The 15,913-nt window shown below is 65.1% G+C and carries 13 protein-coding genes; 6 read left to right on the top strand and 7 right to left on the bottom strand.

The genetic code is table 11. The annotated features are described in order from the left end of the window. Window positions 1-5: 5 nt before the first annotated feature. Entirely contained in the window at window positions 6-1,199 is a 1,194-nt protein-coding gene (gene alr / locus QW868_RS28825) for an alanine racemase (RefSeq protein WP_316232110.1), read from the top strand. Window positions 1,200-1,709: 510 nt separating this feature from the next. Here alr and ltrA read toward each other — a convergent pair. The 4 genes from ltrA to QW868_RS28805 all read right to left on the bottom strand — a co-directional run bounded on the left by ltrA (window position 1,710) and on the right by QW868_RS28805 (window position 6,842). Further along, the gene (ltrA, locus tag QW868_RS28820) at window positions 1,710-2,987 is read right to left on the bottom strand and encodes a group II intron reverse transcriptase/maturase (protein ID WP_316229723.1); all 1,278 of its coding nucleotides are present in this window, start codon (window positions 2,985-2,987) and stop codon (window positions 1,710-1,712) included. A 1,230-nt stretch (window positions 2,988-4,217) separates the two neighbouring features. Beyond that, window positions 4,218-4,409, bottom strand: a complete 192-nt coding sequence (locus QW868_RS28815) for a hypothetical protein (RefSeq protein WP_316232109.1) — start codon at window positions 4,407-4,409, stop codon at window positions 4,218-4,220. Between the two features lie 363 nt (window positions 4,410-4,772). Next, window positions 4,773-6,029, bottom strand: coding sequence for a 3-phosphoshikimate 1-carboxyvinyltransferase (locus tag QW868_RS28810; protein ID WP_316232108.1), 1,257 nt, complete (start codon window positions 6,027-6,029; stop codon window positions 4,773-4,775). A 234-nt stretch (window positions 6,030-6,263) separates the two neighbouring features. Then, window positions 6,264-6,842 (bottom strand): TetR/AcrR family transcriptional regulator, encoded by a 579-nt coding sequence (locus QW868_RS28805; RefSeq protein WP_316232107.1) that lies wholly within the window; start codon window positions 6,840-6,842, stop codon window positions 6,264-6,266. 77 nt (window positions 6,843-6,919) lie between these two features. Between QW868_RS28805 and QW868_RS28800 the strand changes: the two genes are divergently transcribed. Beyond that, on the top strand, window positions 6,920-7,882 hold the full coding sequence (locus QW868_RS28800; RefSeq protein WP_316202096.1) for an alpha/beta hydrolase: 963 nt from the start codon (window positions 6,920-6,922) through the stop codon (window positions 7,880-7,882). A 241-nt stretch (window positions 7,883-8,123) separates the two neighbouring features. On the opposite strand, the gene QW868_RS28795 is transcribed toward QW868_RS28800, so the two are convergent. Next, window positions 8,124-8,678 carry a GNAT family protein gene (locus QW868_RS28795; RefSeq protein WP_316232106.1) on the bottom strand — a complete coding sequence of 185 codons (555 nt, stop codon included), beginning with the start codon at window positions 8,676-8,678 and terminating at the stop codon, window positions 8,124-8,126. A 224-nt stretch (window positions 8,679-8,902) separates the two neighbouring features. Continuing rightward, a complete protein-coding gene (locus QW868_RS28790; protein WP_316232105.1) occupies window positions 8,903-9,793 on the bottom strand; it encodes an SDR family oxidoreductase in 891 nt (296 codons plus the stop codon). A 91-nt stretch (window positions 9,794-9,884) separates the two neighbouring features. Here QW868_RS28790 and QW868_RS28785 point away from each other — a divergent pair, with 91 nt between their 5' ends. Together QW868_RS28785 and xth are read left to right on the top strand one after the other, a co-directional pair. Continuing rightward, a complete protein-coding gene (locus tag QW868_RS28785; protein ID WP_316232104.1) occupies window positions 9,885-10,712 on the top strand; it encodes a helix-turn-helix transcriptional regulator in 828 nt (275 codons plus the stop codon). A 156-nt stretch (window positions 10,713-10,868) separates the two neighbouring features. Then, window positions 10,869-11,639, top strand: coding sequence for an exodeoxyribonuclease III (gene xth / locus QW868_RS28780; protein WP_316232103.1), 771 nt, complete (start codon window positions 10,869-10,871; stop codon window positions 11,637-11,639). A gap of 246 nt (window positions 11,640-11,885) precedes the next feature. Here the strand turns inward: xth and QW868_RS28775 are convergent, their stop codons facing one another. Further along, the gene (locus QW868_RS28775; RefSeq protein WP_316232102.1) at window positions 11,886-12,179 is read right to left on the bottom strand and encodes a GlsB/YeaQ/YmgE family stress response membrane protein; all 294 of its coding nucleotides are present in this window, start codon (window positions 12,177-12,179) and stop codon (window positions 11,886-11,888) included. Window positions 12,180-12,527: 348 nt separating this feature from the next. Between QW868_RS28775 and QW868_RS28770 the strand changes: the two genes are divergently transcribed. Both QW868_RS28770 and QW868_RS28765 read left to right on the top strand, forming a co-directional pair. Then, window positions 12,528-14,312 carry an amidohydrolase gene (locus tag QW868_RS28770; protein ID WP_316232101.1) on the top strand — a complete coding sequence of 595 codons (1,785 nt, stop codon included), beginning with the start codon at window positions 12,528-12,530 and terminating at the stop codon, window positions 14,310-14,312. Window positions 14,313-14,391: 79 nt separating this feature from the next. Then, entirely contained in the window at window positions 14,392-15,888 is a 1,497-nt protein-coding gene (locus QW868_RS28765; protein ID WP_316232100.1) for an amidase, read from the top strand. Window positions 15,889-15,913: the final 25 nt, after the last annotated feature.

Raw genomic sequence — 15,913 nt, 5'->3', positions numbered from 1 at the left:
GCGACATGAGCGTTCCCGATCTGAAACCCGCCGCTGATCAGCCCGCCCCCGGTCCTGAGGAGGTCCAGGTGCCCGCCAGCGCCACCGGCGTGCTGACGATCGATCTCGACGCGCTCGCCGCCAATTGGCGCAAGCTGGAAAAGACCGCGGTGCCGGCCGAATGCGCCGGCGTGATCAAGGCCGACGCCTATGGCTGCGGCATCCCGCAGGTGGCGCGCACGCTCGCGGCCGCCGGCTGCAAGACCTTCTTCGTCGCGACGCTCGCCGAGGCCAAGGTCGCCCGCGCGGCCCTGCCCGACACGGCCGCGCTCTACGTGCTCGACGGCTTCTTCCAGAACACCGGCGACGACTACGCCGCGATCAACTGCCGCCCGGTCATCGGCGAGCTCAACGAGCTCGCCGAATGGGACATGTTCTGCCGCCGCACCGGCTGGAAGGGCGGCGCCGCCGTTCATGTCGACACCGGCATGAACCGGCTCGGCCTCACCCCGATCGATGCGCAGGGCATGATCCCGCGCATCCAGAGCGGCGACCACGGCATCACGCTGGTGATGAGCCATCTGGCCTCGGCCGAGCAGATCAACAGCCCGTCGAATGCGCGCCAGCTCACGACGTTCCGCGAGGTCGCCAGCGTCTTCACCGGCGTGCCCGCCGCGCTTGCCGCCTCCTCCGGCATCTTCCTCGGCGCCTCGTTCCAGTTCGACATGGTGCGGCCCGGTGCAGCGCTCTACGGCGTCAACCCGACGCCGGAGGCCGACAATCCGATGCAGCCGGTGGCCGAGATAAGAGCGCGCATCGTGCAGTTGCGCGACCTCGCGCGCGGCGACACGGTCGGCTATGGCGGCACCTGGACGGCGCGCCGCCCGACGAAGATCGCGATCCTCTCCGCCGGCTATGCCGACGGCTATTTCCGCGCGGCGAGCTCCAACGACGGCACCCGCGGCGCCGACGTCATCATCGCCGGCCAACGCTGCCCGATCGCCGGGCGCATCTCGATGGACCTGATCGCGGTGGATGTCACCGACCTGCCGCCGAAGGCCGCCCGCCGCGGCCACTTCGCCACGCTGCTCGGCGAGGGCATCACGGTCGACGAGCTCGCGCATCATTTCGGCACCATCGGCTATGAGGTCCTGACCAATCTCGGCCGGCGCTATCATCGCATCTACAAGGGCGGCGCGGCGACAATCGCCGAGGGCTGATCGCGCCGCGCTCCCCGATTGTGGTGCGCACGACCGCTGCCACACCGTGGATAGATATCGCCACGCGGTTACGACAAATCGCGCTGCCGTAGCCCGGATGAGCGCAGCGACATCCGAGGTTCCATGCGCCGTATCGGCGAACACGGATATCGCTGCGCTCATCCGGGCTACGGGATCGGCGCGACGCTCGCGATGACGATGCTTTGACATGCGCTGTCGTTCTCGCGGCATGTAACGCCCGAGGCTTGCATCTCTTTTTCACCCTCTTCGAAAGACGAGGGCGCAGGGAATGCCGGGTGCTGGCCGCAACCCATGGCCCGCCTGCGACAAAAATGCAGGCGGCAGGAACCACAGGTCCAGCCGGTCAACCGGCATTCCCTGCGCGATGGCTTTACGTGTAGAGTCGAGGAAGGGCGCGGTGGCTTGGGCCATTCGGCAACGCCCCGTTTCCCTTCCCCGCTCATCGAACCGGACGTGCGCGTTTCGCGCATCCGGCTCCCGGGCAAGCTCTCATGCCTTCGCCCACGGCAGGTTACGCGTCGACTTCGGCAGCCGTACCAGCCCCAACGTCTCGTAGAGGTACCGGTCGGGGAAGCGATTGTACCCCTGGCCTTGAACCCGATGCTTTTCGCATAACCACTGGCGCAGCCGATGGATGGCATGGGCATCGACCGCCCTGTAGGCCGGTGAGACCGGCCCGAGACGGAAGTAGTTCGCCCATCCGGTGAGCTTGGCATTGAGCCGCTTCACCACCTTCTCGGTTGATAACAACGTCCTGTGCCGGCCCGTCTCGTTCCTGATCGCATCGCAGATTCGCTTGATGCTCTTCTTCGATGGCTTCGAGTTGAGGTGGGCCTTCCCGGTCTTGTGGGAGTAGCACCGTCCGAACGTGTAGCCCAGGAAGTCGAACCGCTCTTCCGGCAGGTGGCAGATTCGTGTCTTGTCCTCGTTGACCGCCAGTTGCAGTTTCTTGATGACCTCTCGCATCGTCTGCATGGCGATGTCGGCCGTACCCTTGCAGCAGATCACCAAGTCGTCGGCATAGTTGACCATGACGGCCTTCAGCCGCCGCCGCGCGCCCGATTGTCTCCACCACAACACCAGCCGTCGCATGTACAGGTTCGCCAGCAGCGGGGAGATCGGAGAGCCCTGCGGGATGCCGCGGTGCTCGTCCCGATTCCACGTGGTCCGACGCTTGCGCCCGCGATCGTCCGTCTCCTCGACCGGCGCCTCGATCCACATCTTGATCAGATGCAGCATGTGCCGGTCGGAGATCCGGCGCGCCACTGATTTCATCAGCGGTCCGTGCGGTATCTCGTCGAAGTAGCCACGCAGGTCCGCGTCGACGACGGCCGTGTACCCCAGATTGAGCAGGCGGTTCACGGTCTCCACCGCGTCCAGCGCAGTCTTGCCGGCGCGGTACGCATATTGCTCGGGCTCCAGATCGGCTTCGAAGATGGGCTCGAGCACCAGCATCGCCGCCGTCTGAACCACCCGGTCGCGTATCGTCGCGATCCCCAGAGGTCGCATTTTCTTGCTGTTCGGCTTCGGAATGTAGACCCGTCTGACCGCTTGCGGCCGATACGTCTTGTTCCTGAGCTCTTCCGCCAGTTCTCCGAGCCACGGATTCCAGCCATTGTCGACATCCGGGTTCTTGTGATCCGCGGACGACGCACCTTGGCCTCCATACGCCTCGATGGCCTCGAACGTCTGACCGTCCACACCAGCCGCGCCGCCATTGGCTTTGCATCTGGCATAGGCGAAGCTCAGAACATCCGCCCGAGACACCTTGTCGTACAGAAGATAGAACCTGAACCCGGGTTCTGCCTTCGCTTTCGCATGTAACGCAGTCTGCAGCTTCCGGACACTTGGTGGAGTTTCGAGGTGACCCAATCTCCCCTCCCGCGCCACTTTCTACATTGGCCTGAACGAGGGCTCCTTCCCTCCACCGGCATTACCCGGCTTCCCCGGTACTACGAGCCCATCCGACTCCCCGCCGCGCCCGGCCTGACCTTCACAGGCCTCCGGTTGGTCTCTCGCTCGACCGCGCGATGGGGTCTCCCGTGTTGCTTCGGTTCTCGTTGTGGACGTGCCGTCGTCACTACCCCGGTGGAGCCGCTGGGTGCGCGTGTCGCTCTCTTCCCCAGCGATGTCAGCTTTCCCTGTAATAAGGCCAGGTCAGCCTCCACATCGAGCTTTTCGAGGCCTGCTCAACGTTCACTCGTGTTACAGCCCGCCCACTCGCCAAGTCACCTCGTGACCCTCTCCACCGGAGGCTTCAGCCGGGTCGTTACCTCGCCGACTGCTCCGATTGCTACCGGCTGGAACGACATTTGCCGGAAGGGACTTTCACCCTCTCAAGAACCGCGCCTTTCCACGGCGCACCTTATGCGTACTCTCCCCGGGGACCGGGCTGTCTTGCCCCCGTGACCGGCGGATCATCATCACCACCGGCGTAGCATCAGCGTCGGGATGCCAGGACCATACGTTTTCGACGTGCGCCTTAAGCCGTTCGTCCGCACAGCATCAGCCATGCTGCGACCCAAAGCGCCCACCGCATCCCACCCCGCGTGCCGTGACGATCGCGATACGCCCCTCGTGCCGAGGCGGGACGGAGGGAGTGAAGCATGCTTTTCTGATAAACGGAAGTCGAATATTTTTCGTGCGCGGACTGGACAGGGTGAGTCGCATTGAGATCGTTGATGAATTCCGCGTTTCGGCGCGCCCGTTAGGGCCAAGCTACGCTGGCTAGGGCGCCTGGTCATGACGGATGTCGTTGGCGCGCTTCATCTCTCGCGCCAGATCGTCGACAACCTGCGCCAGGGAGCGGCCATCACTCGCAGTGAGCGACTTCCGCAGCTGCCGCGAACTCCAGAGAATTGCGGCAACGAATATGATGAAGGGAAGCCAGGAGACAATCAGGCTTACATACCATGGAACATCATTAGTCATACCCAGCTTCTTCCCTGCCAATATCTACGAGACCGCCCGGCTCGTTCAGATGAGTCACGCGACCGGCTACAATCTTCTGTCATTCGCCCGCTTCATCTCATCCGCCAGATCACCGATGATCTGCGCCAGCGAGCGACCATCGCCGGCCGTCAGAGACGTCTGAATCCGACGGGTGCTCCATGCAACGGCCAAGACGAACATGATCAGTGGCAACCAGGCTATGATCAGACTTACGTACCAAGGCACATCGTCATTCACACCCAACCTCCACGCATAGTCTCCGCTCGGCGGACCAGGGGCGAGGCTATGATCTAATCATTAAAAAGTCGGCTGGATGACAACGAGAATCTGCACAATGAGCACATGTAGCTAGGGGCCATACTTTGGTGAGAGGAAGCGCCTCCGCCTCAGGCGCCCGCGCGCGCGCCACATCGTCATTACGAGCGCAGCGGCGAAGCGACGCAATCCAGAATCCCACATGCCACCCTGGATTTCTTCGGGATTACGGTGACAGTGCACAAAACTCGCTCGCCACTCGGCCATGCATTTGCATCGCCTAAATGCGGCGCTCCTCGCCATGACGGTTTTGAACCGACCGCACGCTGCTGAGTACGGTGTCGCTCACACCGCCCGCGTCTGCACGCCGAGCGCGCGCAGCGCATCCCAATAGCCGGGATAGGTCTTGCCGACGCAAGCGGGGTCGAGGATGACGATGCCGCCGATCCGGAGGGCGGCGAGCGCGAAGCTCATGGCAATGCGGTGATCCTCGTAGGTCGCGATGCGTGCCGGCAGCGTCTGTCCGGCAAGCGCCGGATCGGAGGCGACGACGAGATCGTCGCCGTCCTCGCGGCCGAGGCCGAAGCGGATGCGCGACAGCTCCGTGGCAAGCGCATGGACGCGGTCGCATTCCTTGACGCGGAGGTTGGCGATGCCGGTGAAACGGACCGGGGTGGCGTTGAAGGCGGCGAGCACCGCCAGCGTGGGCACGGCGTCCTGCATCTGCGAACCGTTGATCACGGGAGGCAGATGCGGGAACATCCTGATCAGCCGCGCGGCCTGCGCGTCGGGCTGGGTGAAGGCCGCGATCGGAAGGCCGAGGTCGATGCGGCCGCCGGTCAGTACCTCGGCCGCCCACAGATAGGTCGAGGCCGAGGCATCGGGCTCGATGACGAAGTCGGTCGCTGCGTAGCCGGTCGGCTCCACGCGCCAGGTCGTGCGATCGACCGCGGTCACCCTGGCCCCGAATGCCGTCATCGCGGCGACCGTGAGGTCGACATAACCGCGCGCATCGAGGTCCTGCCCGGCGAGCGCGACATCGATCGGACCTTCGCCGCAGGCCGCGGCCATCAGCAGCGCCGAGACGTACTGGCTCGACAGCGAGCCGTCGATCTCGACCCGGCCCGCGCCGAAATGCCCGCGTCCCTCCACCGTCACCGGCGGACAGCCGGTGGGCGCGTCCGCCCCGATGCCGAGCGACCGCATCGCCGCCAGCAGCGGACCGATCGGGCGCTTACGCATGGCGTCGTCGCCATCGAGGACGACGGTTCCCCGGCACAGCGCCACCGCCGCAGTGAGAAAGCGCATCGCCGTCCCGGCATTGCCGAGGACCAGCGGCGAGTCCGGCGTGCTCAGGCGGCCCGGGCTGGTGACGACGAAGCTGGTGTCGTCGGGCTCGTCGACCGCGACGCCCATCTGCCGCAGCGCCGCCGCCATCAACGTCGTATCCCTGGACTTCAGCGCGCCGGTGAGACGGCTCCGGCCGCGCGCCAGTGCGGCCAGCAGCAAGGCGCGGTTGGTGATCGACTTGCTGCCGGGCGGCGTAACCCTGCCGACGAGCGCATGCGTGGGCGGAATGATGGCGAGCGGGGGCGAGGACATGTGCATGCCAGTGCCACGGGGATGCGATCGGTGCAAGTCGCAGCCAGGGGTCCCCGCATGTCGCTACGCTCATGCGGGCATTACGCTAACAGTGCAAAAAACTCTCGGCCCGCCCATCCGATTCCGGGGCGGTCTCCAACGCGGAACCGCCTGCGAGTTAAGTGCCCTGTCATCGGAATAAATCGCCGCCGAGACATCGCCGAACGAGAAGGCGACCGCTTTGACGAGGCGCGGCTATGGTTGTGAAGGCGGATAAAGGAAACTTTCGAGCATACGGCGGAAGCGATCGACTGCAGTCGAATTCCGTTCGACCTTCATCCTGAGCAGCGTGCCGTGCCAAGCTGCCAGCAGAAAGGCGCCGAGATCGGCTGCCCCCTCTTCGTCGCTTTGCCGGAGCAGACGAGCGACCGTCTCAAACCGCGCAGATTGCTCCGCGAGCACGGTGCACAGCCGCGCGCGGAGGGCGTCACCATGGGCCGCGATTTCCGCAGCAAGATCGGGAACGATGCACCCGCGCCGCCACTCCGCCCCGGCGGCAGCCGCGGAAATGCGATCGAAATACGACCTTAGCCGCTCCGCCGGTGCGAGCCGCTCATCGTCAAGCGTCTCGCGCATGATCGCATCCAGCCTCTCGGCATAGCGGTCGAGCACGAGGATTTCGAACACTTCCTTGGAACGGAAGTGGTTCGTAAACGAGCCATGCGGCACGCCCGCCGCCGTCGCAATGTCTCGAACCGCAGTCGCCCCGAAGCCGCGTGCATGCACGATCCCGACCGCAGCTTCGAGCAGCGCCTCACGTTGATCCGTCGTCATCTGCTGTTCTCAAATACATCTGTATTGACGTCGCAATACAGATGTATTAGCACCGATGCGACATTGAGGAAAGCTGGATGCGCCACCGACACATCGAAGCCGCCGGGATCAGGCTGCACGTCGCGGAAATAGGGAATGGTCCCGCAGTGCTGTTCTGTCACGGCTTTCCGGCCATCTGGTCGAGCTGGCGATCCCAGATGGAGGCTGTCGCCAGGGCCGGCTGGCGCGCCATCGCGCTGGACATGCGGGGCTACGGCGAGAGTGGTGCGCCTGACGATGCCGAGGCCTATACGTCCTTCGAGTGCGTGGGCGACCTGGTCGGAATCCTCGATCAACTGGAGATCCCGAGCGCCGTCATCGTCGGGCATGACTTCGGCGCGAGTGTCGCGTGGAACGCCGCCATGATGCGACCCGACTGTTTCACGGCCGTGTTCGGGATCAGTGTGCCCTTTCGTCGGCCCGGCGGCCCCAGCTTCCTCGATCAGCTGCGCACCGCAGGGACCGATGACTTCTACATGTTTGCACAGATGCGTCCCGAGGCGGACCAGGCCTGGGCGGACGCGGCGACGACGATTCCCGGCTGTTACTATTGGACGTCGGGCCAAGCGCCTGATGACATGCGCTGGGACCCTTTCGATCCGTCGCGCGGGCTGTTGCGCGCAGCGCCCGAACCGCTTCGCGTGATCGACCAGGCCTATCTGGACGAGGCCGTCGCAAGCTTCGCTCGGACCGGCTTTCACGGCCCTCTCAACTATTACCGTGCCATCGACCGGTTCTTCCGCATTGCCTCACGTGCCTACGCCGGCGCCGTCATTCCACAGCCAACCTTCTTCATGACCGGAGCGCGCGACGGGCTGAACAGCGTTCGCCGACCGAGCGAGACCACGATGCGCACTGCCCTGCCGGGGTTGGCAGGGTTCGAGACGATCGAGGAGGCAGGACATTGGCCGCAGCTTGAGACGCCTGACAGGGTGAACGTTGCACTGCTGGCTTTCCTGTCGGAGATCGCAGGGCCCGCTCAACACCGCCGCGCCTCATGAGGCCTCCCGCAGTAGTCCGTCGTCAGCCAGATCGGAATGCAAGCATCATCGGGGACGACAGCTCGCGACGGTCGTTATTCTCATGCTGTCGGACCTGTCCTGGGTATGACGGTGACAGCGCACAAAGCGCGGCTGCACCCTTCAGCGCACTGTCACCCACATCGTTCAACGCTTCGCTGGCGGGCCGCTGTTGTTTCCGGGTAGACGTTGCGAGCCACGCTCGCAGCCTGCGCTGCCCCCCTCAGCCGCGCGCATCCGTCGCCAGAAGCGCGTAGAGCATGTCGTCGCGCCATTCGTCGCCGACGCGCAGGTGGTCGCGCAGCTGGCCCTCGCAGCGGAAGCCGAGCTTCTCGGCCAGCCGGCGCGAGGCGGTGTTGTCCGGATGGATCAACGCCTGCGCGCGGTGCAGGCCGAGCTCGCCGAAGCAGAAATCGAGCATCGCACCGACCGCCTCGGTGGCGATGCCATCGCGCTGCCGGGCAGGATCGACGATGTAGCCGATCGTGACGCGCTTCGCACGCATGTGACCGTCGTGATAGTTCACCATGCCGATGCAGCGGTCGGTCTCGGCTTCTGCCACCGCCCAGAACCGGTAGTAGGACGGCGTACAATCGATGAACCGGCGGACGGCACGTTCGCTCTCGATCCGTTTGGTGTGAACCGGATGATTCCAGAAGCGCATCGCATCCGGATCGCTGAAGCACCGGTGCATCGCTTCGGTGTCAGCGGGATCGAACTGTCGTAGGCGCAGGCGGGCGGTCGAGAGGATCGGGTGCGGGATGGGCTGTCTTGCCATGGCGGGCTCATGCAGGGATGAACCAGACTAGCAGCGATGACGGCAGGAGCGCTACGTTCAGTCGCCTCTCGCCCGAAGGCCCCAATCTCCGCGTCGCCGTCATTGCGGGGCGCGCGGACGACACGGTGCCGGCGTCGTGCCGATCGCATGAGGCCGGTGGCAGTGCACAAGACTCGCGCGACCCTGCGCTTGGCTCGTGCACTTCCCACGTTCGCGGCCGACGCTCATGCCTTGAAGTAATCCGGCTGGCCGATGTCGGCGATCAAACCGATCCCGTCCGGTCTCCAGCCCAGGCGCTGCTGTGTCAGGGCGCTGGAGGCCGGCATGTCCAGGCCCGCGAACATCGCCAGTGGTCCATAGTAGTCGCCCGCCTCCTCCTTACCTATCGAAACCACCGGCACGTTCAGCGCGCGACCGATCACCTCGATGACCTCGCGCATGGGGACGCCCTCCTCGCCGACGGCGTGGTAGATCGCGTCTGCAATGCCCTTCTCCAGGGCGAGCCGGTAGATGCGGGCGACATCCGATCGGTGCGCCGCGGCCCAACGCTCGGTGCCTTCGCCGACATAGGCGGCGCGGCCCTTCTGACGTGCGAGCTCGACGAGATAAGAGATCAGCCCGGCCTTTCCAGGGGCGCCGTGCACCTGCGGCAGGCGGATCGCCATCGCGCGCACGCCACGCGATGCATGGGCCAGGCCGGCCTGCTCGGACACGCGCGGGACATGCGCTGACGACTCGCGCCGCATGTCTTCGGTGACCACCACGTTGGCCGCAACGAGCCCCGTTCCGGAGGTGACGATGAACGGCTTGTTGGTACCGGCCAGCACGTCGCCCATGGCTTCGATCGCCGCCTTGTCGATCGCGCCGTTCTCCGCGAATTTCGCGAAGTCATGGATGAAGGCGAGATGGATCACGCCGTCGGCATCCCTCGCGCCGCGCTTCAGGCTGTCGAGGTCCTGCAGCGAGCCGCGATGAACCTGCGCGCCCAGTTGCTCGAGCGTGCGGACGTTCTCGGCGGAGCGCGCGAGGCCGATGACCTGATGCCCGGCGGCGATCAGCTCCCTGGTGGTTTCGGAGCCGATGAATCCGGCGGCGCCGGTGACGAATACGCGCATGAGACACACTCCCTGTTCAGACCGCCGGGATATTGCTAGGCTGCTCATGCGGGTAAAGTCGTGACTTTATACGGGTATAATCGCTAACAGGATGACGGACGCTAACCCTCTCGGGACCTATCTCAGGGATCGCCGCGCCAAGCTCGATCCGACCGCCTTCGGCCTGCCGCTGCAGCGGCGGCGAACGCCGGGGCTTCGGCGCGAAGAGGTGGCGCAACGCGCCAATGTGAGCGCCACCTGGTACACCTGGCTCGAGCAAGGGCGCGGCGGCGCGCCCTCCGCCGACGTGCTGGACCGCATCGCTCGCGCCATGATGCTGACCGACGCCGAGCGCGAGCATCTGTTCCTGCTCGGTCTCGGCCGGCCACCCGAAGCCCGCTATCACGCGATCGACGGCATCTCACCCCGTCTCCAACGCGTGCTCGACACGCTGGAATACAGTCCCGCCTTCGTTCGCACGGCGACATGGGACATCCTCGCCTGGAACAGGGCGGCTGCGGCTGTCCTCACCGACTACAGCACCCTGCCGGAGGGCCAGCGCAATGTTCTGCGCATGATGTTCCACGACAGCCGTGTCCGCGCAGCACAGCCCAACTGGCAGGCCGTGGCGCGCTATGTGGTCGCGTCCTTCCGCGCCGACGTGGCGCGCGCCGGTGCGGCCCGCAATGTCCAGTCGCTGGTCGATGAGCTCTGCGCGACGAGCCCGGAATTTGCGGCGATGTGGCGCGACAACGACGTGCAGGGACGGCATGGCGATGGCACGAAGGTCCTGCAGCATCCCATCGCCGGATCGCTCTCGCTGGAATTTTCGGGCTTCGCCGTCGATGGCCGGCCCGACCTCACCATGGTGATCTACAATCCTGCGACGCCGGCGGATGCGGACAAGATCCGTGCGCTGGTGACGTCGCGACCGAAGTAGGTGCGTGCGCCTCTCGACTCGCGCCGCCGAGAAGCACGTGGGTTGCCTGATAGGCCGGGCTTTCGTAGGCAGCCTTGGCTGCATCGACGCGGAAGCGTGAACAAAAAGCCGATTGCGAGCTTGGTCATCCGGACAATCCCCACGGCAACGGGCATCATGAAGATCGCGACCTTCAACATCAACAATGTCCGGCGGCGGCTCCCCAACCTGCTGCGCTGGCTGGGCGCGGCCAGGCCCGACGTCGTCTGCCTGCAGGAGCTGAAATGCACCCAGGCCGATTTCCCCGTCGATGAGATCGCCAAGACCGGCTACGGCGCGGTGTGGCAGGGGCAGAAGACCTGGAACGGAGTCGCGATTCTCGCGCGCAAGGCAGAGCCGGTGCTGACGCGCACCGCCCTGCCCGGCGATCCGAAGGACAAGGAGGCGCGCTACATCGAGGCCGCGGTGCGCGGCATCGTCATCGGCTGCCTGTATCTGCCGAACGGCAATCCGCAGCCGGGGCCGAAATTCGACCACAAGCTCGCCTGGTTCAAGCGGCTGCACAAGCACGCGGCTGATTTCATCAAGGACGACCTGCCGGTCGTGCTCGCCGGCGACTACAATGTCGCGCCTGATACGCTCGACATCTACCCGACGAAGTCCTGGGACAAGGACGCGCTGGTCCAGCCGAAGAGCCGCGCCGCCTTCAAGGCGCTGGTCGATCAAGGCTGGTGCGATGCGATCCGCGCGCTGCATCCGGACGCGCCGATGTTCACCTTCTGGGACTACAAGCGCAACCGCTGGCCGCGCGATGCCGGCCTGCGGCTCGATCACCTGCTGCTCAGCCCGCAACTCGCGCCGCGCCTTAGCAAGGCCGGCGTCGACCGCGCCATCCGCGGCGAGGACGGCGCCAGCGATCACGCGCCGGCCTGGATCGTGCTGAAATAGTCCGAAGGTCGAGAAGGATGCCCCGCGAGCTGCGTTCATCGGAGATCACTCTGGCCGATCGCGCCTCCCGGTGAATGTGACGTCGAATGGGAGCGTTACGCCGCGCACCGTCAGTCCCGTCCCGCATCCATGATCGCGTGCGCGAGCCGCGCCGGATCGGAGAAGCACAGCTCATGGGCTTCGGCGTCCGCCCGCGCGACTGGCGGGCGGAGACCGCGCGTCACTCCGGCTGTCGACCGCCTGCGGTCAGCGCGGACTCCGTTCGCGGGTCGCGCCCCACAACCAGATTGCCGCCAGCAGGACAAGCGAGCCGACGAACGCCGCGACGACGTCGCGCAGCGAAATGACGATGCTGCCCATGCCTGGAAACAGCCCAAACAGGTTGAACAGGACACCACCAATGAGGGCGCCGACGCATCCCAATCCGATGTTGGTCAGAAGCCCGAAACCTGCTCGGCGGCGCTTCACCAGGATTCCGGCAAGGCCGCCGCCAATCAAGCCGACGACGAGCCAAGTCCCTGCATGTACCAGTGTGAACATTCTTCACTCCGTCGGTCTGCCGTCACCCCTCGGTTGGAGCATTACGGCCAGAATCGTGCACTTGCAGGTTACATCGATTTCGCTGCCATCAACTGAACTCTGCAGCTCGGATGAGTTCGTGACCCAATCGCAAACTGGTCGATGCTCAGGCCGGCGTCCACCGAAATGACAGTCATTCGAATCTAATCGTCTCGAACACGCGCAGCTCATGCGAACGCTTCGCACGCAAAGGGCTACGTAGTTCCCCCGAGTTCATACAATCCTCGGAATCGGGAAGAATGCGGTTCCCGCAGAGCGTGCAAAGGTGAATGCATGTGCATCGCATGCAACTGGGCAAGATTCCATGGTTTGCTCAAGCTTGATTTTGACTCCGTCAACGAGGCCGAGCCGTCACGACGCCAGCTCCTGCAGACAGACGCGGCGTTCGCTGCGGCCGGCGTCGCCTCGGTGTCCGCTCCGGCGAACGCCGAGGCGCGAACCGGCGGCGGCAAGGCCGACATCGTGTTTCGCAACGGCCCGGTCTACACCGTGAACGGCGGCCGGGAATGGGCCCGCGCGGTCGCCGTCAAGCAAAAACACATCGTCTATGTCGGCGATGACGCGGGCGTCCGGTCCTTCATTGGCCCAAAGACCCGCGTCGTCGATCTCGCCGGCAGGATGCTGCTGCCCGGTTTCGTGGAAGGACACATCCATCCGATAGCGGGCGCAGTCGTGACTCGGGGTGTCGATCTTCAATACGACACAAGGGAGGAGATGCTCGACGCCCTGAAGGCCTATCGCGCCAAGCTGGGCCAGGCCGGCATCGTCCGCGGCTTCGGCTGGCGCTATAACGCCTTTCCGCCGACCGGCCCGCGCAAGGAGGATCTCGATCAGATCTGGCCGGACACGCCCGTCTTTCTCGTCGGGATCGATGGCCATTCCGCCTGGGTCAATTCCAAGACGCTGGCGATTGCCGAGGTGACCAAGGCGACCAAGGATCCGTTGCCCGGCTACAGCTACTTCGAGCGGGACCCGGCCTCGGGAGAGCCGACCGGCTATCTGGTCGAGCCACCGGCGATGTTTCCGGTCCTCAACGCGGTCTCGCCGTTCACGACCGGCCATGTTGCGGACTCGCTCGCACAGTGGCTGCCGAAGGCGTCGGCGGCCGGCATCACCAGCGTGTTCGATGCCGGACTGCTCGTTCTGCCCGAGGAGACAGGCTACGAACTCTATCAGGATCTGGAGCGCAAAGGAAAACTGCCGTTCCGTGTGGTCGGATCGACCTACCACAACAATCCGGCGATCGACCCCGTGCCGATCGCGAAGGCCCTGCGTCGACGCTTCAATTCCGAACTGGTGCAGGCGCCCGTTCTCAAGCTCAACATCGACGGCGGCGAAGCCCAACGGACCGCCGCATTGCTGGCCCCCTATAGCGACGATCCGAGCACGAGCGGCGAGACGCTGGTCCCGCCGGACCAGTTCAAGGACATCATCCGCCGCGCCGACAGGGCGGGCCTCAATATTCACATCCATTCCTACGGTGATCGCGCCAACCGCCTGTCGCTGGACGCGTTCGAAGCCGCGATCAAGGTCAATCCGCCGCGCGATCGCCGGCACACGCTGGCGCATCTCATATTTGTTTCACCTGACGATCTGCCGCGCTTCGCCAAGCTTGGCGTCACCGCGCAATTCTCCGCCCAATGGTCGGTGGCGGACGCCTATTGGCAGGGCGTGATGCGGCCGCGCGTCGGCGCCCGCGCCGAGCAGGCGTTTCGCACCGGCTCGATCCTGCGTCATGGCGCCAACATCTCGCTCGGCACCGATTGGCCGGCCGCCGGCTATTACAGCACCTACAAGCCGCTGGATGCGATCGAGATCGCGACCACGCGGCGGGAGTTGAACAAGCCGGGTCAGCCGGCCTTGGTGCCGCTCGACGAGCGGATCAGCCTCGAAGAGGCGATCCGCGCCGCCACCATGGGCCCGGCCTATCAGCTCGGGCTTGACCAGAAGGTCGGTTCGATCGAGGTCGGCAAGCTCGCCGATCTGATCGTGCTTGAAAGAAACCTGTTCGAAGTCGCCCCGCACGACATCCACAACACAAAGGTGCTGATGACCGTCATGAACGGTCAGGTCAGGCACGAACAGCGAAGCTGAATCCAGCGACGTCTCGGACCGTCACCTTCAGGGCCACATCGACAAACTCAGACCGATTCCAGGAAATACGGAGGCGTATATGATTGACAGAAGAACGCTCATCAAAGGCGCGGGAGCGGCGTTGGTCGCGTCCGGACTCGATTTGCCGGCCGCGCGCGCCGAGTCCGCCGATCCGCTCTGCTATGCGTCGGTCGCCGACCTCATCGCCATGTTCCGGGCCCGCAAGGCGTCGCCCGTCGATCTCTTGAAGGCGCAGATCAAGCGGATCGAAGCCTACAACCCGAAGGTCAATTGTATCACCTACGCGCACTTCGACCAGGCGATGAAGGAGGCCAAGCTGTCCGAGGACCGCTATCGGCGTGGCACCGCAAGGCCGCTCGAAGGGATCACGGTAGCCATCAAGGACGAATTCTCCAGGCCGGGCTGGCGGACGACGCAGGGCTCGCTCCTCTTCAAGGACTCGCCGCCCGCAACGGAAAACTCGGCCATCACCGACTCGCTCGAGGCCGCCGGCGCCGTCATGCCGTTCCAGACGACCGTGCCGGAATTCTACCTCTTCCTCGGCGCGTCCACCCGCGCCTGGGGCACGACACGCAATCCGTGGAATCTCGAATACTCTCCGGGCGGGTCGTCGGCGGGATCGGGCGCGGCGTTGGCCGCAGGCTTCACGACGCTCGCCATGGGCTCGGACATGGGCGGCTCGATCCGAATTCCCGCCTCACAATGTGGTCTCTATGGCTTCAGGCCGCCGTTCGGACGCGTGGCTGGTGGGGAAATCCCGTTCTCGACCTCGGGCCCGATGGCGCGGCGCTTCGACGACCTCGTCCGCCTCCAGAACGCGATCGTCGGTCCGTCCGAGCGGGTGATGGCTGCGATGCGCCCTCGTCTCGACTATCCCACCCGTTATCCGCGCCTTTCCGGGTGGCGCATCGCCGTGGATTGGGGCGCCGGCATTGCGGACGTCATACCGTCCGTGAAGGCTGCGATGCTGAGAGGAATCGAGGCGCTGCGCGCCGCGGGGTGCACTGTGGACGAGGTCGACTGCGGCTTCACGAAGGCCCACAAGATGGTCTTCATCCGTGGGCTGATGTCGACGTCCATCGGCACTGCGATCGAGATCTCGAATGCGCATCGCGATCAGCTCTCGCCCTACATGACCGAAATGCTCGACCAGGTCGGCGCGGTCGGACCGCGCCAGGCCGAAGAAGCCGAAGAGCTGCTGCAGCGGCTGCACCGCCAGGTGCAGCAGCGCGTGTTCGGCAAGGGCTACCGCATCCTGCTCATGCCGACCATGGCAACGCCTCTGGTCGGGGCCGACATGTTCAAGAGCAAGGAAAACAAGGTCGACCCGTGGGTGGGCACCGGTCTGGGCTTGGCGCTGACGTGGCACTGGAATCTGCTCAACCGCTATCCGGTCGTCGATGTCCCGCTCGGCGTGGTCGAGGACCGCATGCCCTCGGGCATGCAGGTGATCGGCCAGACCTACACCGATCTCGACACGTTCCAGTTCGCGTCGAACTGGTCTCGCCTGCGGCCGTCACTGTTCGCCGGCGGGCAATTTCCGACCTTCGCCTGACTCCATAGCGGCCGGAACGGTGCAG

The organism is Bradyrhizobium sp. SZCCHNR1051, from assembly GCF_032489615.1.
Lineage (GTDB): Bacteria > Pseudomonadota > Alphaproteobacteria > Rhizobiales > Xanthobacteraceae > Bradyrhizobium.
The sequence above is the reverse complement of the archived record's forward strand: the minus strand, read 5'-3'. Positions and strand labels throughout refer to the sequence as shown.

Excerpts from the sequence above, each read along its gene's own strand:
- QW868_RS28775 (WP_316232102.1), bottom strand. The coding sequence starts at position 12,179 with ATGTTCACACTGGTACATGCAGGGACTTGGCTCGTCGTCGGCTTGATT.
- alr (WP_316232110.1), top strand. The coding sequence starts at position 6 with ATGAGCGTTCCCGATCTGAAACCCGCCGCTGATCAGCCCGCCCCCGGT.
- QW868_RS28810 (WP_316232108.1), bottom strand. The coding sequence starts at position 6,029 with ATGTCCTCGCCCCCGCTCGCCATCATTCCGCCCACGCATGCGCTCGTC.
- QW868_RS28785 (WP_316232104.1), top strand. The coding sequence starts at position 9,885 with ATGACGGACGCTAACCCTCTCGGGACCTATCTCAGGGATCGCCGCGCC.
- QW868_RS28805 (WP_316232107.1), bottom strand. The coding sequence starts at position 6,842 with ATGACGACGGATCAACGTGAGGCGCTGCTCGAAGCTGCGGTCGGGATC.
- QW868_RS28800 (WP_316202096.1), top strand. The coding sequence starts at position 6,920 with ATGCGCCACCGACACATCGAAGCCGCCGGGATCAGGCTGCACGTCGCG.
- QW868_RS28790 (WP_316232105.1), bottom strand. The coding sequence starts at position 9,793 with ATGCGCGTATTCGTCACCGGCGCCGCCGGATTCATCGGCTCCGAAACC.
- QW868_RS28765 (WP_316232100.1), top strand. The coding sequence starts at position 14,392 with ATGATTGACAGAAGAACGCTCATCAAAGGCGCGGGAGCGGCGTTGGTC.
- xth (WP_316232103.1), top strand. The coding sequence starts at position 10,869 with ATGAAGATCGCGACCTTCAACATCAACAATGTCCGGCGGCGGCTCCCC.
- QW868_RS28795 (WP_316232106.1), bottom strand. The coding sequence starts at position 8,678 with ATGGCAAGACAGCCCATCCCGCACCCGATCCTCTCGACCGCCCGCCTG.